At 58.8% G+C, this 18349-nt stretch carries 19 protein-coding genes; 13 read left to right on the plus strand and 6 right to left on the minus strand.

Annotated elements, in window-relative coordinates:
- Positions 1-5 precede the first annotated feature (5 nt).
- The 3 genes from Q4T40_22145 (at position 6) to Q4T40_22155 (ending at position 2539) form a co-directional block, all read left to right on the plus strand.
- Positions 6-896 carry a PhzF family phenazine biosynthesis protein gene (locus Q4T40_22145; GenBank protein ID MDT8903943.1) on the plus strand — a complete coding sequence of 297 codons (891 nt, stop codon included), beginning with the start codon at positions 6-8 and terminating at the stop codon, positions 894-896.
- Positions 897-936: 40 nt separating this feature from the next.
- Positions 937-1302: a cyclophilin-like fold protein gene (locus Q4T40_22150; protein MDT8903944.1), complete on the plus strand. Its 366-nt coding sequence runs from the start codon at positions 937-939 to the stop codon at positions 1300-1302.
- A gap of 67 nt (positions 1303-1369) precedes the next feature.
- Positions 1370-2539: an amidohydrolase gene (locus Q4T40_22155; protein ID MDT8903945.1), complete on the plus strand. Its 1170-nt coding sequence runs from the start codon at positions 1370-1372 to the stop codon at positions 2537-2539.
- Between the two features lie 81 nt (positions 2540-2620).
- Here the strand turns inward: Q4T40_22155 and Q4T40_22160 are convergent, their stop codons facing one another.
- The 6 genes from Q4T40_22160 to Q4T40_22185 form a co-directional block, all read right to left on the minus strand.
- Positions 2621-3394, minus strand: coding sequence for an amino acid ABC transporter ATP-binding protein (locus Q4T40_22160; GenBank protein ID MDT8903946.1), 774 nt, complete (start codon positions 3392-3394; stop codon positions 2621-2623).
- Positions 3384-4037, minus strand: coding sequence for an amino acid ABC transporter permease (locus Q4T40_22165; protein MDT8903947.1), 654 nt, complete (start codon positions 4035-4037; stop codon positions 3384-3386). The genes Q4T40_22160 and Q4T40_22165 overlap by 11 nt, the downstream gene beginning before the upstream one ends.
- A 63-nt stretch (positions 4038-4100) precedes the next feature.
- Entirely contained in the window at positions 4101-4865 is a 765-nt protein-coding gene (locus Q4T40_22170) for an amino acid ABC transporter substrate-binding protein (GenBank protein MDT8903948.1), read from the minus strand.
- Between the two features lie 175 nt (positions 4866-5040).
- Positions 5041-8244, minus strand: a complete 3204-nt coding sequence (locus Q4T40_22175) for a S8 family serine peptidase (GenBank protein ID MDT8903949.1) — start codon at positions 8242-8244, stop codon at positions 5041-5043.
- Positions 8245-8379: 135 nt separating this feature from the next.
- Positions 8380-8622, minus strand: coding sequence for an acyl carrier protein (locus Q4T40_22180; protein ID MDT8903950.1), 243 nt, complete (start codon positions 8620-8622; stop codon positions 8380-8382).
- A 67-nt stretch (positions 8623-8689) separates the two neighbouring features.
- Complete coding sequence (locus Q4T40_22185; protein ID MDT8903951.1) at positions 8690-9673, minus strand: beta-ketoacyl-ACP synthase III; 984 nt, start codon at positions 9671-9673, stop codon at positions 8690-8692.
- Positions 9674-10388: 715 nt separating this feature from the next.
- On the opposite strand from Q4T40_22185, the gene Q4T40_22190 reads away from it, so the two are divergent.
- From Q4T40_22190 to Q4T40_22235, 10 genes are all read left to right on the plus strand, one after another.
- On the plus strand, positions 10389-11453 hold the full coding sequence (locus Q4T40_22190) for a DUF262 domain-containing protein (protein ID MDT8903952.1): 1065 nt from the start codon (positions 10389-10391) through the stop codon (positions 11451-11453).
- Positions 11450-12097 (plus strand): MAE_28990/MAE_18760 family HEPN-like nuclease, encoded by a 648-nt coding sequence (locus tag Q4T40_22195; protein MDT8903953.1) that lies wholly within the window; start codon positions 11450-11452, stop codon positions 12095-12097. Before Q4T40_22190 ends, Q4T40_22195 begins: the two co-directional genes overlap by 4 nt.
- A 115-nt stretch (positions 12098-12212) precedes the next feature.
- Complete coding sequence (locus Q4T40_22200) at positions 12213-12509, plus strand: putative quinol monooxygenase (protein ID MDT8903954.1); 297 nt, start codon at positions 12213-12215, stop codon at positions 12507-12509.
- 145 nt (positions 12510-12654) lie between these two features.
- The gene (locus tag Q4T40_22205) at positions 12655-14013 is read left to right on the plus strand and encodes a sodium-dependent transporter (protein MDT8903955.1); all 1359 of its coding nucleotides are present in this window, start codon (positions 12655-12657) and stop codon (positions 14011-14013) included.
- 172 nt (positions 14014-14185) lie between these two features.
- Positions 14186-14380: a sulfur carrier protein ThiS gene (gene thiS / locus Q4T40_22210; protein ID MDT8903956.1), complete on the plus strand. Its 195-nt coding sequence runs from the start codon at positions 14186-14188 to the stop codon at positions 14378-14380.
- A gap of 3 nt (positions 14381-14383) precedes the next feature.
- Positions 14384-15187 (plus strand): sulfur carrier protein ThiS adenylyltransferase ThiF, encoded by an 804-nt coding sequence (gene thiF / locus Q4T40_22215; protein MDT8903957.1) that lies wholly within the window; start codon positions 14384-14386, stop codon positions 15185-15187.
- A gap of 14 nt (positions 15188-15201) precedes the next feature.
- A complete protein-coding gene (locus tag Q4T40_22220; GenBank protein MDT8903958.1) occupies positions 15202-15969 on the plus strand; it encodes a thiazole synthase in 768 nt (255 codons plus the stop codon).
- A gap of 5 nt (positions 15970-15974) precedes the next feature.
- Positions 15975-17138: a 2-iminoacetate synthase ThiH gene (thiH, locus tag Q4T40_22225; protein ID MDT8903959.1), complete on the plus strand. Its 1164-nt coding sequence runs from the start codon at positions 15975-15977 to the stop codon at positions 17136-17138.
- The gene (locus Q4T40_22230) at positions 17132-17719 is read left to right on the plus strand and encodes a thiamine phosphate synthase (protein ID MDT8903960.1); all 588 of its coding nucleotides are present in this window, start codon (positions 17132-17134) and stop codon (positions 17717-17719) included. Before thiH ends, Q4T40_22230 begins: the two co-directional genes overlap by 7 nt.
- Positions 17720-17835: 116 nt before the next feature.
- On the plus strand, positions 17836-18258 hold the full coding sequence (locus Q4T40_22235) for a GNAT family N-acetyltransferase (protein MDT8903961.1): 423 nt from the start codon (positions 17836-17838) through the stop codon (positions 18256-18258).
- Positions 18259-18349: the final 91 nt, after the last annotated feature.

The raw sequence follows: 18349 nt of genomic DNA on the forward strand, positions 1-18349 counted from the left end.
CTGCAATGGAGCATGAATTTCTCGTCGTAAACAGCTTCGCGGCGGCGCCGTTCGGCGGCAATCCCGCCGCCGTCTTTCCCGATGCCGACAACCTCGCCAAAGACCTCATGCAAAAAATCGCCAGGCAGATGAACCTCGTCGAAACGGTATTCGTCAGCGCCAGCTCGCAGGGCGCAGACTTCCGCCTGCGCTACTTCACCCCTGCCGAAGAACTGCCCGTCGCCGGCCACCCCACCATCGCCGCCGTCGCTGCCCTACTGACGACAGGCCGCATCGACGCCTCGCGGACAAAATCGCTCGTCGTCGAAACCGGGGCCGGGCAGCAGGCCGTCGGCATCGACAGCGGCGCCTCGCCCCCCGTGATCGTCATGGACCAGCCGACCCCGCAATTTCATCCCGTAATCCACGAGCGGCAGGAAGTGGCGGAAACCCTCGGCATCAACGCCGCCGACCTCATTGACGGCCTGCCCGTCCAGCCGGTCGACACCGGCCTCGGCCACATAATCGTCCCGGTAAATTCCCTGGACGCCCTCATGCGGGTCCGCCGCGATACCGAGCCGCTCAGAGCCATGTGCCGCCGCTACGGGATGCGCGAAGTGCAGGCGTTCGCCTTCGCGGCCTACGATCCGGCCAACGACCTTCACACCCGCAACATTTGCCCGCGCGAGGGCCTCGAAGACCCGGGCTGCGGGGTCGGCAACGGCGCGCTGGGAGCCTACCTTCTCGAGCATCGGTTCGGCGACTGGCCCGCCATCCGCCTCCAGGCCGAGCAGGGGACGGTCGTCAACATGCCGTGCCGCATCACCATCCACGCCTCACGCTCGCCGGCCGGCATCGCCCTGGCGGTCGGCGGCGCCGGTGCCGTCATGATCAGAGGCACCCTCTACAGCGGCTGACCAGCAATAGAAACCTCACGAAGCGAAGGAGTGATAGCCCGTGCTCATCCTCGAAATCGCCGGCAAGGAATACTCCATCGAACTTTACGACAACCCGGCCGCCAAAGACTTTGCCGCCGCCCTGCCGCAAACCATAGCCATGAGCCGCTGGGGCGGCGAATACTACGGCAGGCTCGCCGCGCCCGTAGCCGCCAAAGGCGAAACGCGCGACACCTTCGCCGTCGGCGAAGTGGCCCTATGGCCGCCCGGCAACGCCTTCTGCATCTTTTTCGGCCCCACCCCGGCCAGCGACTGCGACGAGCCCAAAATGGCCTCCCCCGGCGTGCCGCTCGGCAGGCTGACCGGCGACGCCACGCCGCTCGACAAGCTCGGCCCCTCCGTCAAAGCCACGCTGCGCCGCGCGTAACGCCCCAACCCCGCGAAGAAAAGTGTTTCGACACACAAATCATATGGACCGAAAAGGGAGCTCCGCCATGCAGAACAAAATCAAAGCCCTCGCCGCCCAAAACCATCCTGCCGTCGTCGCCCTCCGCCGCCACTTCCGGGCCCACCCCGAACTCGGCGGCCGGGAATTCGCCACCCAGGCGAAAATCGTCGAAACCCTTTCTGCCCTTGGCCTCGCGCCTGTCCCGGTCGCCGGCACCGGCGTAATCGCCGACATAAAAGGCGCCGCCGGCGGCAAAACCGTCGCCCTCCGGGCCGACATCGACGCCCTGCCGCTCACAGACGAATGCGGCCAGCCCTACGCCTCCACCGTCGACGGCGTATGCCACGCCTGCGGCCACGACGGCCACACCGCCGCCCTCCTGGGGGTCGCCATGGCGCTCGCCGCGCTCAGGGACGGGATTTCGGGCACCGTTCGCCTTATCTTCCAGCCCAGCGAAGAAATCCTCCCCGGAGGGTCGCTCGGCATGATCGAAGGCGGGGCGCTCGCCGGCGTCGACTGCATCATCGGCGCCCACCTGTGGCCGACCGCGCCCCTCGGCAAACTCCATATCTCCCGCGGCCGGCTGATGGCCTCGGCCGACGCCTTCCGCATCGCCGTCCACGGCAAAGGCGGCCACGGCTCGATGCCCCACCGGGCCGTCAACCCCATCCTTATCGGCACCGAGATCGTCGCCGCCGTCAACGCCATCGTCGGCTGCAACATCGACCCGCTCGAGCCGGTGGTCCTCTCCGTCGGCTCCTTCCAGAGCGGCGAAGCGGAAAACATCATCCCAGACAAAGCCTCGATCAAAGGAACGCTGCGCTGCTTCGACGGGCAGCTGCGATACACCGTCCTCGACCGCATCGAAACAATCTGCCGGCACATCGGCGCAGCCAACGATGCCGAGGTCACGGTCGAAAAAGTCATCGGCTACCCGCCGCTGATCAATCATCCCGCCGTGGCCGAGCGGGTCATAGCTGCCGGTCGCGAAGCGCTGGGCGCCGACGGGGTGGAAGAAATACCCCCCGCGCTCGCCAGCGAGGACTTCGCCCACTACCTCGCCAAAGTACCCGGCGCGTTCATGTTCATCGGCGCCGCTGCTTCCGGCCGGGAGACCTATCCCCTCCACCATCCGCGGTTCGACTTCGACGAACGGGCCCTGACCGTCGCCGTCGAAACATTGGCGGGCGCCGCCCTCGGCCTGCTCCGCCCGTAAACCCTGTCCGCCGACAGCAAAAGGCGAAGGCCCCAACCCTTGCACACACAAGGGTTGGGGCCTTTTCACAGCAAAAAACCTCTACAGCATGCTGCCCAGGAACGCCTGCGTCCGCTCCGCCCGCGGCCGGCCGAAAACCTCCTCCGGCGTCCCTTCCTCGACGATTTCGCCCTCGTCCATGAAAATCACCCGGTGGGCCACCTCACGGGCGAACGCCATCTCGTGGGTCACCACCACCATCGTCAGATGCTCCTCGGCCAACTGGCGCATCGCCCGCAGCACCTCGCCGGTCAGCTCCGGGTCGAGAGCCGACGTCGGCTCGTCGAACAGCATGATGTCAGGCTTCATCGCCAAAGCCCGGGCGATCGCCACCCGCTGCTTCTGGCCGCCCGACAGGCGGGATGGGTAAACGTCGCGCTTCTCCCACAGCCCCACCTTCCTCAAAAGCGCCTCAGCCTCGGGCAGGACGTCGGCCCGCGCCAGCCCCTTCACCGTCAGCGGCGCCTCAAGGAGGTTATCCAGCACCGTCAGATGCGGGAAAAGGTTGAAATGCTGGAACACCATCCCCATCCGGCGGCAGATGCGCCGCGCCTCGGCGTCGGGCGCATAACGGCTCCGGCCGTCGGGGCCCTCGGCCGCCAGCGTCTCGCCCGCCACCGTCATGCTCCCGCGGTCGATCGCCTCCAGGCGGCACAGGCAGCGCAGCAGCGTGCTCTTCCCCGAGCCCGACGGCCCGATGATGGCGACCACCTCGCCCTTCGCCACCTTCAGCGACACGCCCCTGAGCACCTCCAGCGCCCCGAAGCTCTTATGGATGTCGGTCATCTCGATCATATACCTGTCGCTATTCGTCATACACGGCGTACCTTTTCTCCATTTTCTCGAACATCCAGGTCAGCACGAACGTCATCGCCAGGTAGAAAACCGCCGCCACGAAGAACGGCGTAAGATCGAAATCGCGCTGCACGATCGAGCGCGTCACCCTGAGCAGGTCGTTCATCGCCAGCACATAAATCAGCGAGGTATCCTTCACCAGCGTGATCGTCTCGTTGCTCACCGGCGGCAGCACCCGCTTGATCACCTGCGGCAGGATGACCCGCCGCATCGTCTGCCCGTACGTCATCCCCAGCACCTTCGCGCCCTCGTACTGCCCACGCTCGATCGACTGGACGCCGGCCCGGAAAATCTCCGCGAAATACGCGGCGTAATTCAGCACGAACGCCACCGCCGCCGCCGGGAACTCGGGCAGCGTCACGCCCACATACGGGATAAACGGCAGCCCGTAATACACGAACAACAGCTGCAGCATCAGCGGCGTGCCGCGCATCAGCCAGATATACACGCCTACCGCCCCGGACAGGGCCGGAAAACGCGAAATGCGCGCCAGCGCCAGCGCCAGCCCCAGCGGCAGCGACAGTACGATGGTCACCGAAAACATCTGCAGCGTCACCACCGTGCCGTCAGCCATCGGTCCGATGAGAGAGAGGATATAATCCATGCCTTGCACCTTACAAAGATGAGACTGCCGGTCGGCAATCTCATCCGTCTTTCCTGAATTTTGCTACTTGACGATGTTGGCCCCGAACCACTGCTGCGAAATCTTCGCCGAAGTGCCGTCCTTCTTCATCTCGTCGAGCGCCTTCTGCAGCTTCGCCTGCAGGTCCTTGTCATCCTTGCGCAGCCCCACGCCGTACTCCTCGGAACCGAAGTTATCGTTCAGCACCGCGTACTCGCCCGCCTTCTTGGCGATATAGTAGCGGCCCACGATCTCGTCGACCACCAGAGCGTCGATGCGGCCCGCCTTCAGATCCATCAGCGCCGCCACATTATCGGGGTACTTCTTGAGCTCCTTGAAGGACTTGGCCACCGCCGCCTCCTTCTCCACAGCCTCGATGCTGCTGCTGCCGTCCTGCACGCCCACCACCTTGCCGGCCAGGTCGGCCTTCGTCTTGACCGGCGATTTGGCGGCCACCACGATAATCTGCTTATTCTCCATATACGCGTTGGTGAACAGAATGTTCTGCTTGCGCTTCTCGGTGATCGTCAGGCCGTTCCACAGCACGTCGATGCGCTTGCCGTTAAGCTCGGCCTCCTTGCTGTTCCAGTCGATCGGCTTGAACTCCACCTGCATGCCCAGCCGCTTGGCGGCCTCCTTGGCCATATCCACGTCGAAGCCCACGATATTGTTCTTAGCGTCGCGGAACCCCATCGGCGGGAAATGATCGTCCAGGCCCACCACGATCTTCTTCTTCTCGGCCGTCCCGCAGCCTGCCAGCAGCGTAACCGCCAGCACGGCGACAAGGGCGATAGCCATCCACTTTTTCATTTTCCGTCCCTCCCGTATGTATTGCTTCCTTGCCTATTTTACTTTACCGTGATAAAGCACAGAACCGCTAAATAAAACGATTATTGGAAACGTTCGTCCCGCGCGGACGGTATGCTGGTCAAATCGCCGCCAATCGCAGTATTTCGTTTTTTCGTTTTTCGCGGCCCGGCCACTACTACCAAACCTTTCGCAGCATCAGCGAAGCCGTGAGATTATCGCTCCTCTTGCCTACTTCATTGGTTATCTGCCCGTCTATGGTCACATTTTTCGCAAGCTTTCCCTGGATATTAAGACCGACCACCAAATACTCGCGATCTTGCTCGCTGCCGCTTATCTTAATTTTATCCGCCGGCGCGAGAGTGTAGGCGACGGTCATCTCGGGATTGCTGCCGCTCAGCACCCTTTTGTATCCTACGTTTAGCGCATAATGCGCACGGGGCAACTTGCGGGTTACTTTGATGCCGAGTTCGCCCGTACTATAGGTATTGGTCAGCTTATCGGCTATCTGGTCATAGCTGTCGCCTGCACCCGTTTCGGCGTATCCGTCCTGGATATAGCGGGTTATATGGACGTCGGCATACGGGCTCACCTGCCACTGCCGCTCTTTATCATAGTGCAGATTATAGCTGGCGCCGATGCCAAAAGACAAAGTCTTGCTATTATAGCTGCTGTCGGCCTGAAGGCCCAGTTGCCGGATAAAGCGGGACGCGCGGTTGTTCTGGCGACCGTAATCGAGGTAAGTTTGCAGATCCAAGGCGCCCTTGCTGGAACCGCCGTACAATCCCAGATGATAGCCGCGGTTGCTCGTATTGGCCAGAGTCGAGGATACCTGATTCTGGCTATAACCGAAGAGAAAGCCAGTCCGCCAATTATCGCCTGTTTTCCTGTCTGTGCCGATTACGAGACCGGAGCCCTGGTTATTGATTACAGGCAGGTCATGCTGAGCTTGGATCGAGCCCCAGTTTTTGCTGGCCTTCATCCACCAGCTGTTAACAGCATCCAATTCCAGAGGGATGACGGTGTTGACCGTAAAGCCGACGGGCGCTAAACCGGGGAGCAGAAAAGAGACTTGTTGCCCGGCTGGCTGCTTCAAATAGTCCATCCTTGCCGATACGGCGTTGCCGATGGTCGGATCGCTTTGAATGAAGGCCGCCTGGTTTACCTGGGCTCCGCCGTAGATTTCCGTCAAGGCCTGGGTAGCCTGTCTGTCGTTCAGATTGAGCAACGGGTACATGGCCAGCCTCTCCGGCGACCCGACCGGCAGCCTATTGTAGATAGCTATCATTTTTTGATAGGTTTCCGACTGTTTGGCCGTAGTGTTGACGAGATTATTTTCCTGCCGGTACTGAAGCGTGGCGGTGGTTCCGTCGTGGCTTCCCACGGCGGTCAGAAATCCCGTCAAAGGCATGTCTGAAAAGGTGCCTGTAATGCCACTCGCGGCAGTAAGTATCCCGACATACTTTTCATCCGGTTTGTAGGCATCGGTGTAGGGGATTAAGAGGGAATTATTGATATCGGCGGTACCGGCTACAGCAATCTTGCCAAAACTGTCTTTACTGTTTATGACAACGGAAATGAATCTGTTGCTGGCGAGATTGCCGTTGACCCTTAACGTGCCGGGGGTGCTGCCGCTCCCGGCCCTTATATTGGAGTGATTGAACAAATTGCCGCCGATGGTGCCTGCGCCGGAAATCGTACCCGACCCCACGCTCCAGGCGTCACCCGTAATTGCTCCGTCGAGCTGCAGGATCCCGCCGGCTGCGATGGTGCTGCCCTGATAAGTGTTCGTTCCTGAGAGCGTCAGCGTTCCCAGGCCGGATTTGATCAACCCTACAGGCAGGTCTTTTAATCCGTTGGCGGTCACCTTTGCGTTGTATTCCGCGATATACGCCCGGCCTTGCGTGAGGCTGTACGTATCGCCGCCTTGCGTATTGTAATAATTATAGATTTCCCGCAGATCCTGGTACGGGCTGCCCGCTTCCAGCAAGCCGGCCCTTCTTTCCCCGATATCGTTGCTCCACGTACTGTCATATCCGTTCGTATCGACTGCGTAGAGGGCCTGTGTTAATCCATAGCTCGTACTCAGGCTGCTCGCGGTCAACCTTCTGGCATCCAATAACCCGGGGCCTTTTACGGCCGTCCCGGCATCCAGCAGGCCCTGGCCGAAAACAAGCTCCTGCGGGACATTGTAAAACACGGACCGGGTCGCCAGCAGAAAACTGTTCAAAGTATCATAACCATAATTCAGCAAAGTTGCACTGTTGGCATTATAATAATTGGTCAAATCCGTTTGGACCGGATTCGGCGAAGTTCTGAAATAATATAGGTTAACTTTAAAACGATTACCACCTGCTGGTGTCTCATCCTGCTGGATCGTAACCGTGTAGTCAGGCAGGGTAAAGCTGCGGTTTGCCGTCGACAGCACGGTGTCGACGATCTGTCTGCCGCTCATATACGGAAAAGCCTGCTGCACCAAGCCGGCCACACCGCTGACATGTGGCGCGGCCATCGACGTCCCCGAATCGGGTTTATACAAATTATTAGCCGACGGACTGGAAACGGACGAATAGATATTAGAACCCGGTGCGGCGATGCTATTTTCCTCCACATACTTCGTCAGATCGCTGAACTCGCTGACAAAGGCCGTGCCTGCGGTGTTGGTCGCCATATTATAATTGGCCGCATTAACCGAAATGACGTTGATAAAATTGCCTGCCGTCTGAGGTCGCAGATAGGCAAGCGTGCTTTCCGCGGCCGGAGTGGGGTGACCGCTGTTTCCGGCGGCAAAAACCAGAACCTTATCGCGGTTTGTGGCATTTTGCAGCACATCGAGCGACAACTGAAACCCCGGATCCTGGAAAGCCGCCTTCCCGGCCACATCGTAATAGGCTGTCGAACCCCAGCTGTTATTGATGATTTTTATACTGCTATTAGCAATGAAAGCATTATAAGCGCCAAGTAAATTATTATACTGATTGTCGGAAAGCACGTCGCCGGACAGCAGATTCGCCTCAAAAGCCACGCCGTGCATTCCAAGGTTATTCTTGTCCGCCGCCATAATACCGGCCACGTGCGTACCGTGAGTATATTCCGCCCAGTTGTAATTTTGCGAAAGCTTAATAGTTCCCGAATTCGGCTTGTTTGCGAACTCGACGTGCGTCAGCTGCGCGAAATTATCCGCGATGCCCAAAGTGATCCCCCGGCCGGTATAACCGAGCGCATAAGCCTCGGAAGCATAGATCAGGCGTAAGCCTTGGTTTGCTTGGTACTCCGGCGTTTCGAAATCCGCCGGATTAGCGCAATAAGCTGTACTGCCAACGAAGGTCAGCAGAAAAAGGCCCAGAGGGACTCCCAATAATCGACGCCACTTGATTGTCATTTTTCACATACCTTTGCCGCATTCTCTGAAAAAAACTGGATTGCTTCCCCATTCAACACACCAGCGACGCGTTATCACAATCTGGATCCTTTGCGAAAGGCTTGGCGGTCAAGGCCAAGCCCCCAATAGCACAACTTATGCCGAAAGCTTCTTGTCGATATACTCGGCTACATCACCCAGTGTCTTCATCTTGAACGCATCCGCGTCGGAGATCTTCAGATTAAAGGCATCCTCGGCCAGCACCAGCAGCTCGGTGCGGTCGATAGAGTCGAGGTCGAGATCGGAAACCAGGTTAGCTGTCGCTTTCAGAGCCTCCGGCGCAACCTTGCCCTTTTTGAACTTGAGGATAATCTGGCCTAATTTTTCCAATGTTGACATGATACATTTCCTCCCTTAAATAAAATTATCATGCAGCCCTTATTTCAACGGCGTTTCCTCCCCGGCATCAGTGCCATTTCAGCACACAGGAGGCCCAGGCCAGACCCGCGCCGAAGCCGACGAGGACCACGCGGTCGCCTCGCCGTATCCGGCCGGCGGCTGCAGCTTCACTGAGGGCGATAGGGACGGAGGCTGACGAAGTATTGCCACAATGGTCGATATTGATCACCGTTTTTTCCAACGGAAAATCCATCCGGCGGGCGGCAGCCTCGATGATTCGCAAGTTGGCCTGATGCGGCACCAGTAGATCTATAGCGCCCGGTCCTAGCCCGGCTGCGGCCAGCGAACGTTTTACAGACTCGCCCAGCACCCGCATGCCGAACATGACTACGCTGGCGCCATCCATCTTCGTATAATGAAGCCTTTGGGCCACCGTTTCCGCCGATGTCGGCAGCCTGCTGCCTCCGGCCGGGACTTTGATTGTATCGAAGCCCGAACCGTCCGCTCCGAGATCGGTGCCCAGAAGGCCGTAGCCGGCCGGCACTTCCCCCAGCACCACCGCGCCGGCGCCATCCCCGAACAGGATTGCCGTATCGGGGTCCTGCGAGTCGGTTATCCTCGACAACACATCGCTGCCGATCACAAGCACCTTCCGGTATAGCTCTGCTCTAATTAGATTGCAGCCCACCACCAGGCCATAGACAAAGCCGGAACAGGCCGCCGCCAAATCGAAGGCCGCCGCCCTCCGCGCCTGGAGGTGCTCTTGGACCGCCGCGGCGGTCGAAGGACCGTAGCAGTCAGGCGAGCAAGTAGCTACAATTATCATATCTATTTCATCTGGTTTAGCCTTGGCATTTGCCAGAGCCAGCCTGGCGGCCTTGGCAGCCAGGTCCGAGGTAGCTTCCTCAGCAGCGGCGATATGGCGCTCGTTAATGCCGGAAAGTCGCAGAATAGTCTCGGCCGGTAACCCCAAGGTTTTTTCCAGGTCGGCGTTGGTTAGCGTTTTTTCCGGGACATAATGTCCCATGCCGATAATACCGACACTCCTCATTTCGCGCTACCTCGTTTCCCGTCTTTCAGTTGCTTGCTTCCGGCGTCCGACTCGTTGGCGTAAAGTTTAGCTTGGTAAAACCTAGTACAATTTTACCATTTTGCATGCCTTCCTGCCAGGATAACATCCACCATTTGCGCAGTTAACGACAATAAACGATACAAAAAGTAATATTTTTTGCCGTTTGCTGTCGCGGCGTCAAGGTGAACCCCAAGCGCCAACCTCATGCTCCGCTCCCTTTGCAGGGGCGCGAAACTCCGGCTCCTATCCTCCGGCTTAACGCGCCATATGGCTCGCAGTTTCGCACTGCGGGCACCGTCGTCAACGGTCGTCCGTGACCGATGACTCCTCTCGCGGCCGTCCATGGCCGCTCGTGCGGCGTGCTCACCGCTTCGCCGACGGCGCGTAACAGCCTCCGCAAAGTCGCCGGATCGTTTGCGCCGCCGCAAAGACTACTCTTGTACTTTCAAAATATCCCGAGGCGAACCATATCATTTGTAGCGGCGAAAAATAGGTTTCTAAGAATAGGGCAAAAAATGTTGGGTATTAATCCTGCTAATTTGTAGATGTTCGCAGGATTTTGTATTTTTATGGTAAATAGCTAAAGTATGTTGAAATAAGTTTGGTTGAATCGCGAAACATATTTCTAAGTAAAAGAGGATATAAAAGAACTGTCTCCTTGTTCTACGAAAAGTTTATTCAAGGGAGGATTACTATGGAAATTAATGAACGAATTTCTCAGTACAGGCAAGATATTAAGTCTGATAGAGTCGATATGTCCTTCGGAGAAATTATCAATATGTACAAAGATGACGAAATTATAATCTCTCCGGAATACCAGCGAGCATTTCGCTGGGATCTACAGCGTCAGACAGATTTTATTGAATCTATCTTGCTGGGGATTCCGTTTCCTTCCATTTTTGTGGCCACAAACGCTGATGGTACTTGGGAGTTAATTGATGGTCTACAGCGAATATCAACGGTTCTTTCGTTTTTCGGGGAATTAAAGAACCCAGAAAAAAATCATTTGACTCTGCGTTCGGGAAGTATTGTGCCGGAACTGGAAGACATTACAATTGATACATTGCCATTGGATTTAAAACTCGCCATTAAGAGAACTCCTTGTCGAGTCGAGATCATTCAAAAAGATAGCCACTTTGAAATGCGGTATGAATTGTTTAAAAGATTAAATACTGGAGGAGAAGGTCTAACACGTCAGGAAATCCGCAACTGTATTTTCCGTGGATTTGAAAACTACAGATATTTCAGTGACATCATCACGGCATGTTCGAGTAATGAGGACTTCAGAGAAATTGTTAATATTTCCAGTGAAATTCAGGAAAAAATGATGTATGAGGAATTGTTCTTAAGGTTCTTTTCTTTACATGCTTTTCGTGTCTCTTATACTGAGAAAGTTATTCAAGACTTTTTCGACAAGATTATGAAAAAGCAGTGTGAGACACCCGATAAAGAAATAATAGCAAGGGCCGCTCAAATATTCACTGAAATATGTTCATACTTGCGACCTCTTGGTTATGAGATTTTTAAATTGGCGCGTTTGAATTTTTCGACAAGTATGTTTGATGCAATTCTTCTCTCCCTATCTACCACAACAAAGGATTACAAATCGATTGCCCAAGACACTTTTAAAGCAAGAGTGGACCTTCTGCGAGAAGATGATGCATTCAAAAGAAACGCTGGTGCAGCTAGTAGCAATGCGAGTGCAATTAACAATAAACTCATCATTGCTAGAAGAATTCTTCTGGACGATACGGAATGACTGAGCAAAACTTAGGTAATATACTGGTTGCTGAAAGAGACTGGCGTATGCAAGAAATGGAGTTTTGCAAAAAAATTCCGTTTCTCTATACAACCCAAAACTTTAGACAACATATTGATCAATTCTGGAGGCTGTGCGTACCAATAATATATGCACATTGGGAAGGGTTTGTAGTTGCGGCTATGAAATCGGTTGTTGACTACGTAAACGATATACAGGTCCCTTATTACATGGCTCCAAAACATATGGTTCTCTTGGACAATAAAGCAAGATTCGGATATTTACAGGGGAATTGTACGTTAGAGCAACAAAGTAGGTTTTTAGATGAATTTCTCCAAGCACAGGCTAATGGCATTCATATTAACCGCGCCCTTATTTCAGCGAATTCCAAATTGAATTATGTCCAGTTGGAGAAAATGCTAGCTTATTTCGGCATAGAACTTTCGCCGGCGTTAGTATCAAATAAACAAGGTATTGAGAAACTAGTTTGGTATCGGAATTCAATTGCCCATGGTGAAAACAGCATTCAAGTAACACAGAAAGAGATTGAATATTTTATTGATTGCATAATAAAATGCGTTGATGAAATAATAATTCTTTTACTGCGATATATTACTGAACTAAACCATATGTTGCATAGATAATTATGGGCTAGCGGCCGGTTCCGGCGAGTCACTATATACTGATAGTCCGCAGAAACCAGGAAACCGTCGCCTTACGACGAACATAATAAGGAAATGTTCTCGGGAGGAATGCGCAATGATCATCGTCATGGCCGCCCAGACGGTCAAAGAAGGCAAGAAACCGGAAGTCCTCGCCCTCGCCCAGCCCCTGATGGCCGCCACCAGGCAGGAGGAAGGCTGCGTCAGCTACACCCTCTTCGACGACCCCGGCGATCCCCAGAGACTGGTATTTGTCGAGGAGTGGACGAGCAAAGAGGCGCTCAAAAAGCACCTTACCACCCCGCATATCGCCGAATGGCGGGCCAAGGTCAAGGACCTGCTCGCCGCGCCCACCGTCATCAAACTCTACGAAGGCGAGGAAACGCCCCTGTAATCCTTCCATCACCGGCCCGGCCCGCTCCCGCAGCGGGACCGGGCCATTTTTTTCCGGTGGTCCGCCCGCGCGCCGCCGTGATATCATAGTCGGTGTGCCCGTAAACGCAGCAGCAATCATACTTATTCGACGAAGGGAAGGCAGCATGAAAAACAGAGAAACTTTTTCCTCCGGCCTCGCGGTCTTCTTCGCCACCCTCGGCTCGGCCGTCGGCCTCGGCAACATCTGGAAATTCCCCTACCTCACCGGCCAGCACGGCGGCGGCGCGTTCCTGCTCGTCTACCTGGCCTGCATCGTCTTCGTCGGCCTGCCCGTCATGCTCGGCGAATTCTACCTCGGCCGCCGCACCAGGAGCAACGCCGTCGGCGCCTTCGAAAAACTCGCCCCCGGCACCCCCTGGAAAAACATCGGCGCCATGGGCGTAGCCGCCGCCGCCCTCATCATGTTTTTCTACAGCTCGGTCGCCGGCTGGGTCTACTTCTACCTCTTCAAGGCCCTGCGCGGCGACTTCGCCGCCGTCACCATGGAAAGCGCCAAAGCCCAGTTCGGCGCCCTCGTCGTCGACCCGGTCACGCCGGTCGTCTGGCAGCTCGCCGTCCTCGCCGTCGTCGCCGCCATCCTCGTCATGGGCGTGAAGAAAGGCATCGAGCGCATCACCAAAACCCTCATGCCGCTTCTCTTCATCCTCATCGTCGCCTGCGACCTCCGCGCCCTCACCCTGCCCGGCGCGGCCGACGGCGTCAGCTTCCTGTTCGCCACCGACTTCGGCAAGCTTTCCGCCGCCGCCGTCCTCACCGCCCTGGGCCTCGCCTTCTTCAAATTGTCGCTCGGCATGGGCTGCATGATAACCTACGGAAGCTACTTCACCGCCGACAACAACCTCTTCGCCACCGGCGCCAAGGTCGCCCTGTCCGACACCCTCGTATCGCTGCTCGCCGGCCTCGCCATCTTCCCGACCGTCTTTTCCTTCGGCCTCGAGCCGGGGGCCGGCCCCGGCCTGCTGTTCATGACCATTCCGCTTGTCTTTTCCCAAATGCCCTTCGGTTCCGTCCTCCTGGTCGCCTTCTTCTTCCTCGCCGCCATCGCCGCCACCACCGCCATGCTCTCGCTCGTCGAAGTGCCGGTCGCCTACCTCGCCGAAGAGAAAGGCCTGCCGCGCTCCCGGGCAGTCATGCTCAGCGTTGCCGGCATCTTCGCCGTCGGCGTCCTCGCAACCCTGTCGGTCGACAAGGGCAGCCTGCTCGGCGGCTACACCTTCATGGGCCGCGGCTTCTTCGACTGGTTCGACTATCTCTCCTCCAACATCCTGCTCCCGCTCGGCGGCCTGCTCATCGCCCTCTTCGTCGGCCGCATCGCCGACAAAGCGGACGTCGCCCGCGAACTGTCCAAAGGCTCGCCGGCCGCCGCCCGCCTCCTGACCGTCTACTTCATCATCCTCCGCTACGTCACCCCGGCCCTCCTCATCGTCATCTTCCTCAGCTCCGTCGGCGTCATCAAGCTGTAGGCTCCGCGGCCCGTCGCAGGAAGGAACCGGGACGCTTCCGGGCTTGATTCGAAACCATAAACGTGTTATACTATGAAAAAATTAACAAGGGAAGCACAAAATGGGGGGCACCACCGAAAGGGTGCCAGACTCATTTTGTGCTTTTTGTTTTCCCGCCGGAGGAGGTGAAACGGTGAAGGTCAACGGCAAGACGGTTCCCCTCGAACAGGAGCAGACTTTGCAGGCTTTTTTGACGGCGGAACGGTACGACGGTAAAACGGTCGCGGTCGAGCGGAACGGGGCGGTTGTGCCCCGGACGGAGTACGGCAGCGTCACGCTCACCGACGAAGATGTGCTGGAAATCGTGCGCTTTGTAGGCGGTGGTTGAAAAATGCGACTCGAAGTAAACGGCATAACGCGGACGCTGCCCTGTCGCACCGCCTTCGAAGCGAGGGCGCTGCTCGGCGGCGAAACCGCCATCGTCATCCTGAACGGCTTTCAGCTCGACCGGGACCGCCCCCTGGCGGACAACGACGTCCTGACGGTCATCCCCAAGGGCGCCATGCCGGACCGGGAGCAGCTTGAAAGCATGATGCTGGCGCGGCATACCCCGGACATCCACAAAAAGCTCCAAAAGGGGCGGGTAGCCATCGCCGGGCTGGGCGGGCTGGGCTCCAACATCGCCGTAATGCTCGCCAGAACAGGCGTCGGTCATCTGCTGCTCGTCGATTTCGACATCGTCGAGCCCAGCAACCTCAACCGGCAAAGCTACTACATCCGCCACCTCGGCATGCCGAAGACCCTGGCCCTGCAAAGCCAACTGGCGGAGATCAACCCTTTCATCAGCGTCGAAACCCGCACGGTCCGGGTCGAGGCCGACAATGTCGCCGAACTGTTCGCCGGCTGCGAAATCCTCTGCGAGGCGTTCGACAGGCCCGAAGCCAAAGCCATGCTCGTCAGCGCCGCCCTGGAAAAGCTGCCGGGCGTCAAAATCGTCGCCGCCTCCGGGATGGCGGGCCTCGCCAGCGCCAACGCCATCCGCACCACCCGGCCGCTGGAGCGGCTCTACCTCTGCGGCGACCTCGAAACGGAAGCCGCCGTCGGCACCGGGCTGATGGCGCCCCGGGTGCAGATCTGCGCGGGCCACCAGGCCAACACCGTCCTGCGGCTTTTAGCGGGAATAGAAGAACCGTAAGGGAGGTTTACATAATGAACGACCGGCTTATCATCGGCGGCCATGCGTTCCGGTCGCGGCTGATCCTCGGCTCGGGCAAGTTTTCGCTTGAAATGGCCAAGGCGGTCATCGAGCACGGCGAAGTGCAGATGGTCACCCTTGCCCTGCGCCGCGCTGATGTTCACGGCCCGGAAAACATTCTCGATTACATACCGCCAGGCATAACCCTCCTGCCGAACACCTCCGGCGCCAGAAACGCGGCCGAGGCTGTCCGCATTGCCCGCCTGGCGAGGGAAATCGGCTGCGGGGATTTCGTCAAGCTCGAGGTCATCAACGATTCCAAATACCTGCTGCCCGACAACTACGAAACGGTCAAGGCTACCGAGATCCTCGCCCGCGAAGGCTTCATCGTCATGCCCTACATGTACCCCGACCTCAACGTCGCCCGCGCCCTGGCCGACGCCGGGGCGGCCGCGGTCATGCCCCTGGGCGCGCCGATCGGCACCAACAAGGGCCTGTGCACCAAAGAGTTCATCCGCATCCTCATCGAGGAAATCCCGCTGCCGATCGTCGTCGACGCCGGTATCGGCCGGCCGTCGCAGGCCTGCGAAGCGATGGAGATGGGGGTGGACGCCGTGATGTGCAACACCGCCATCGCCACCGCCGGCGACATCGCCCTGATGGCGCGCGCCTTCAAGCACGCGGTCGAGGCCGGCCGGGCCGCTTACCTCGCCGGCCTGGGGCGGGTGCTCGACGGCCGGGCGGAGGCGTCCAGCCCCCTGACCGGCTTTCTGGAGGAGTGAGACTTATGACAATCCGGGCAAACCATATGGCCTATGCCGAAGGCATGGAGGCCATCGAGTCGGACGTCCTGGACAAAGTGGCCGCCGGGCTGGCCGCCTACGACTACCGGCGGTATACAGGCGCCGACGTCGAGCGGGCCCTGCGGCAAGAACAACTGTCCGTCGCTGATTACGGCGCCCTCCTGTCGCCCGCGGCGGACGCCAACCTGGAAGAAATGGCCGCCAGGGCGACCTGGGAGACGCGCCGGCACTTCGGCAACTCCGTCCAGCTTTTCACGCCGCTCTACATCGCCAACTACTGCGAAAACCACTGCGTTTACTGCGGCTTCAACTGCAGCAACCGCATCGTCCGCGGCCGGCTGTCCGGGGAGGAAATCGAAGACGAGCTCAAGGCGATCGCGGCCACGGGGCTGCGGGAGATACTCCTCCTCACCGGCGAATCGCGCCGGCAGTCCGGCGTCGAATACATCGGCGAGGCGGTCAGGCTGGCGGCCCGCTATTTCCCGGCCGTCGGCATCGAAATCTACCCCCTCGACACCGGCGAATACGCCTACCTCCACCAATGCGGGGCCGACTTCGTCAGCGTATATCAGGAGACCTACAACACCGACAGGTATGAACAGGTCCATCTGCGCGGGCCGAAACGCGTCTTCCCGTATCGCTTCCACGCCCAGGAGCGCGCCCTGCGGGGCGGCATGCGGGGGGTGGCCCTCGGCGCCCTGCTCGGCCTGGACGACTTCCGCAACGACGCTTTCGCCGTCGGGCTGCATGCCCACCTCCTGCAGCAGAAATACCCCCATGCCGAGCTTTCCTTCTCCGTTCCCCGCCTGCGGCCATACATCAACAACACCGCCACCGGCGCGGGCGGCGTCCGCGAGCGCCAGCTGCTGCAGGTCATGCTTGCCTACCGCCTCTTCATGCCGTTCGCCGGCATCACCATCTCCACCCGGGAGCGGGCCGGGTTACGCGACAACGTCATCGGCATGGCGGCCACCAAAATATCCGCCGGGGTGCGCGTCGGAGTCGGCGGACACAACGCGGCGGAAAAGGGCGACGAACAATTCGCCATCGCCGACCCGCGCAGCGTCGCGGAGGTCCACCGGACGATCCTCGCCCGCGGCCTTCAGCCGGTCTACACCGACTACGTTAGAGCGTACACGCCGTGCTGATCTGCGTCACCGACCGCCGGCTGTGCCCCGCGGAGGACTTCCTGCCCCGCATTGAGCGGCTGGCCGCAGCCAAGCCCTACGCCGTCATGCTCAGAGAAAAGGACCTCGACCCGCCGGCTTACGCGCGGCTGGCCCGCCAGGTCAAAGACATCTGCGACCGCCACGGAGTGCTCCTCATCGGCCATCAAAACCCCACCGTCGCCGAACAAATGGCGATAACCCATCTCCAACTGCCCCTGCCCGCCCTACGCGCCTATCGCAGGCGCGGCCCCCTGCTCATCGGCGCATCCGTCCACTCGGCCGCCGAAGCCGAAGAGGCGCAAAGCCTCGGGGCCGCCTACCTGGTTGCCGGCCACATATTCGCCACCGACTCCAAAAAAGGGGTCCCCCCGAAAGGGTTGCCCTTTCTCCGGCAAATCTGCCAGGCCGTCAACCTGCCCGTATACGCCATCGGCGGGATCAGCGCCAGCAACGCGCCAGCGGTGCTGGAATGCGGCGCCGCGGGCTTTTGCGTCCTGTCGGCGGCCATGACCTGCCCGGACCCGGCCGCGTTCGTGCGAGCCTTCGACCGCCTGAGATGACCAAACCGCGCGGCGACGCCTCGCGGTTTCTCTTCCCCCTGCCGGCGAATTCGGGTATGATTAATAGAGGCAATTTTTGCCGGCAACCGTACTCTTTCAGCCAGGAGGCGCTTACCATGGACAGCGGCATCAGCATCCGCGCAATGACCATCGACGACTATCCGCAGGTTTACGCCCTGTGGGCGGCAACCGCGGGCCTCACCCTGGGCGGCGCCGACTCGCGCGCCAGCATCGGCAAAGTACTGGCCCGCAACGAAGGCTTCAGCTTCGTCGCCGAACGGAACGGGCGGGAGATCGTCGGCGCCCTCCTGTGCGGCCACGACGGCCGTCGGGGCTGCCTGTACCACCTCGCCGTCGCCGCCGACTGCCGGCGGGCCGGCCTCGGCCGCGCCCTCGTCGCCGCCAGCCTCGCCAGCCTCAAAGACGCCGGCATCGAACGCTGCCACCTGTTCGTCAACCTCGATAACCCGGCAGGGGCGTCGTTCTGGCGGCAGGCGGGTTTCACCGTGCAGGGCGACGTGGAATTCTACGCCAGATAAGCCTCCTCGCCGCCGGGCTTGGCAAAATTACCTTGTATTAATATACCGGACAACTTATAATAAGGACAGACTGACAACGGAGGGATACATA

Source organism: Selenomonadales bacterium 4137-cl (assembly GCA_032334055.1).
Taxonomy (GTDB): Bacteria; Bacillota; Negativicutes; order Sporomusales; family UBA7701; genus Anaeroselena; species Anaeroselena agilis.

Coding starts and splice junctions, on each gene's coding strand:
- Q4T40_22160 (MDT8903946.1), bottom strand. CDS start 3,394: ATGACGAATAGCGACAGGTATATGATCGAGATGACCGACATCCATAAG.
- Q4T40_22220 (MDT8903958.1), top strand. CDS start 15,202: ATGAACGACCGGCTTATCATCGGCGGCCATGCGTTCCGGTCGCGGCTG.
- Q4T40_22205 (MDT8903955.1), top strand. CDS start 12,655: ATGAAAAACAGAGAAACTTTTTCCTCCGGCCTCGCGGTCTTCTTCGCC.
- Q4T40_22200 (MDT8903954.1), top strand. CDS start 12,213: ATGATCATCGTCATGGCCGCCCAGACGGTCAAAGAAGGCAAGAAACCG.
- Q4T40_22170 (MDT8903948.1), bottom strand. CDS start 4,865: ATGAAAAAGTGGATGGCTATCGCCCTTGTCGCCGTGCTGGCGGTTACG.
- thiF (MDT8903957.1), top strand. CDS start 14,384: ATGCGACTCGAAGTAAACGGCATAACGCGGACGCTGCCCTGTCGCACC.
- Q4T40_22185 (MDT8903951.1), bottom strand. CDS start 9,673: ATGAGGAGTGTCGGTATTATCGGCATGGGACATTATGTCCCGGAAAAA.
- Q4T40_22190 (MDT8903952.1), top strand. CDS start 10,389: ATGGAAATTAATGAACGAATTTCTCAGTACAGGCAAGATATTAAGTCT.
- Q4T40_22195 (MDT8903953.1), top strand. CDS start 11,450: ATGACTGAGCAAAACTTAGGTAATATACTGGTTGCTGAAAGAGACTGG.
- Q4T40_22155 (MDT8903945.1), top strand. CDS start 1,370: ATGCAGAACAAAATCAAAGCCCTCGCCGCCCAAAACCATCCTGCCGTC.
- Q4T40_22235 (MDT8903961.1), top strand. CDS start 17,836: ATGGACAGCGGCATCAGCATCCGCGCAATGACCATCGACGACTATCCG.
- thiH (MDT8903959.1), top strand. CDS start 15,975: ATGACAATCCGGGCAAACCATATGGCCTATGCCGAAGGCATGGAGGCC.
- Q4T40_22165 (MDT8903947.1), bottom strand. CDS start 4,037: ATGGATTATATCCTCTCTCTCATCGGACCGATGGCTGACGGCACGGTG.
- Q4T40_22175 (MDT8903949.1), bottom strand. CDS start 8,244: ATGACAATCAAGTGGCGTCGATTATTGGGAGTCCCTCTGGGCCTTTTT.
- Q4T40_22145 (MDT8903943.1), top strand. CDS start 6: ATGGAGCATGAATTTCTCGTCGTAAACAGCTTCGCGGCGGCGCCGTTC.
- Q4T40_22180 (MDT8903950.1), bottom strand. CDS start 8,622: ATGTCAACATTGGAAAAATTAGGCCAGATTATCCTCAAGTTCAAAAAG.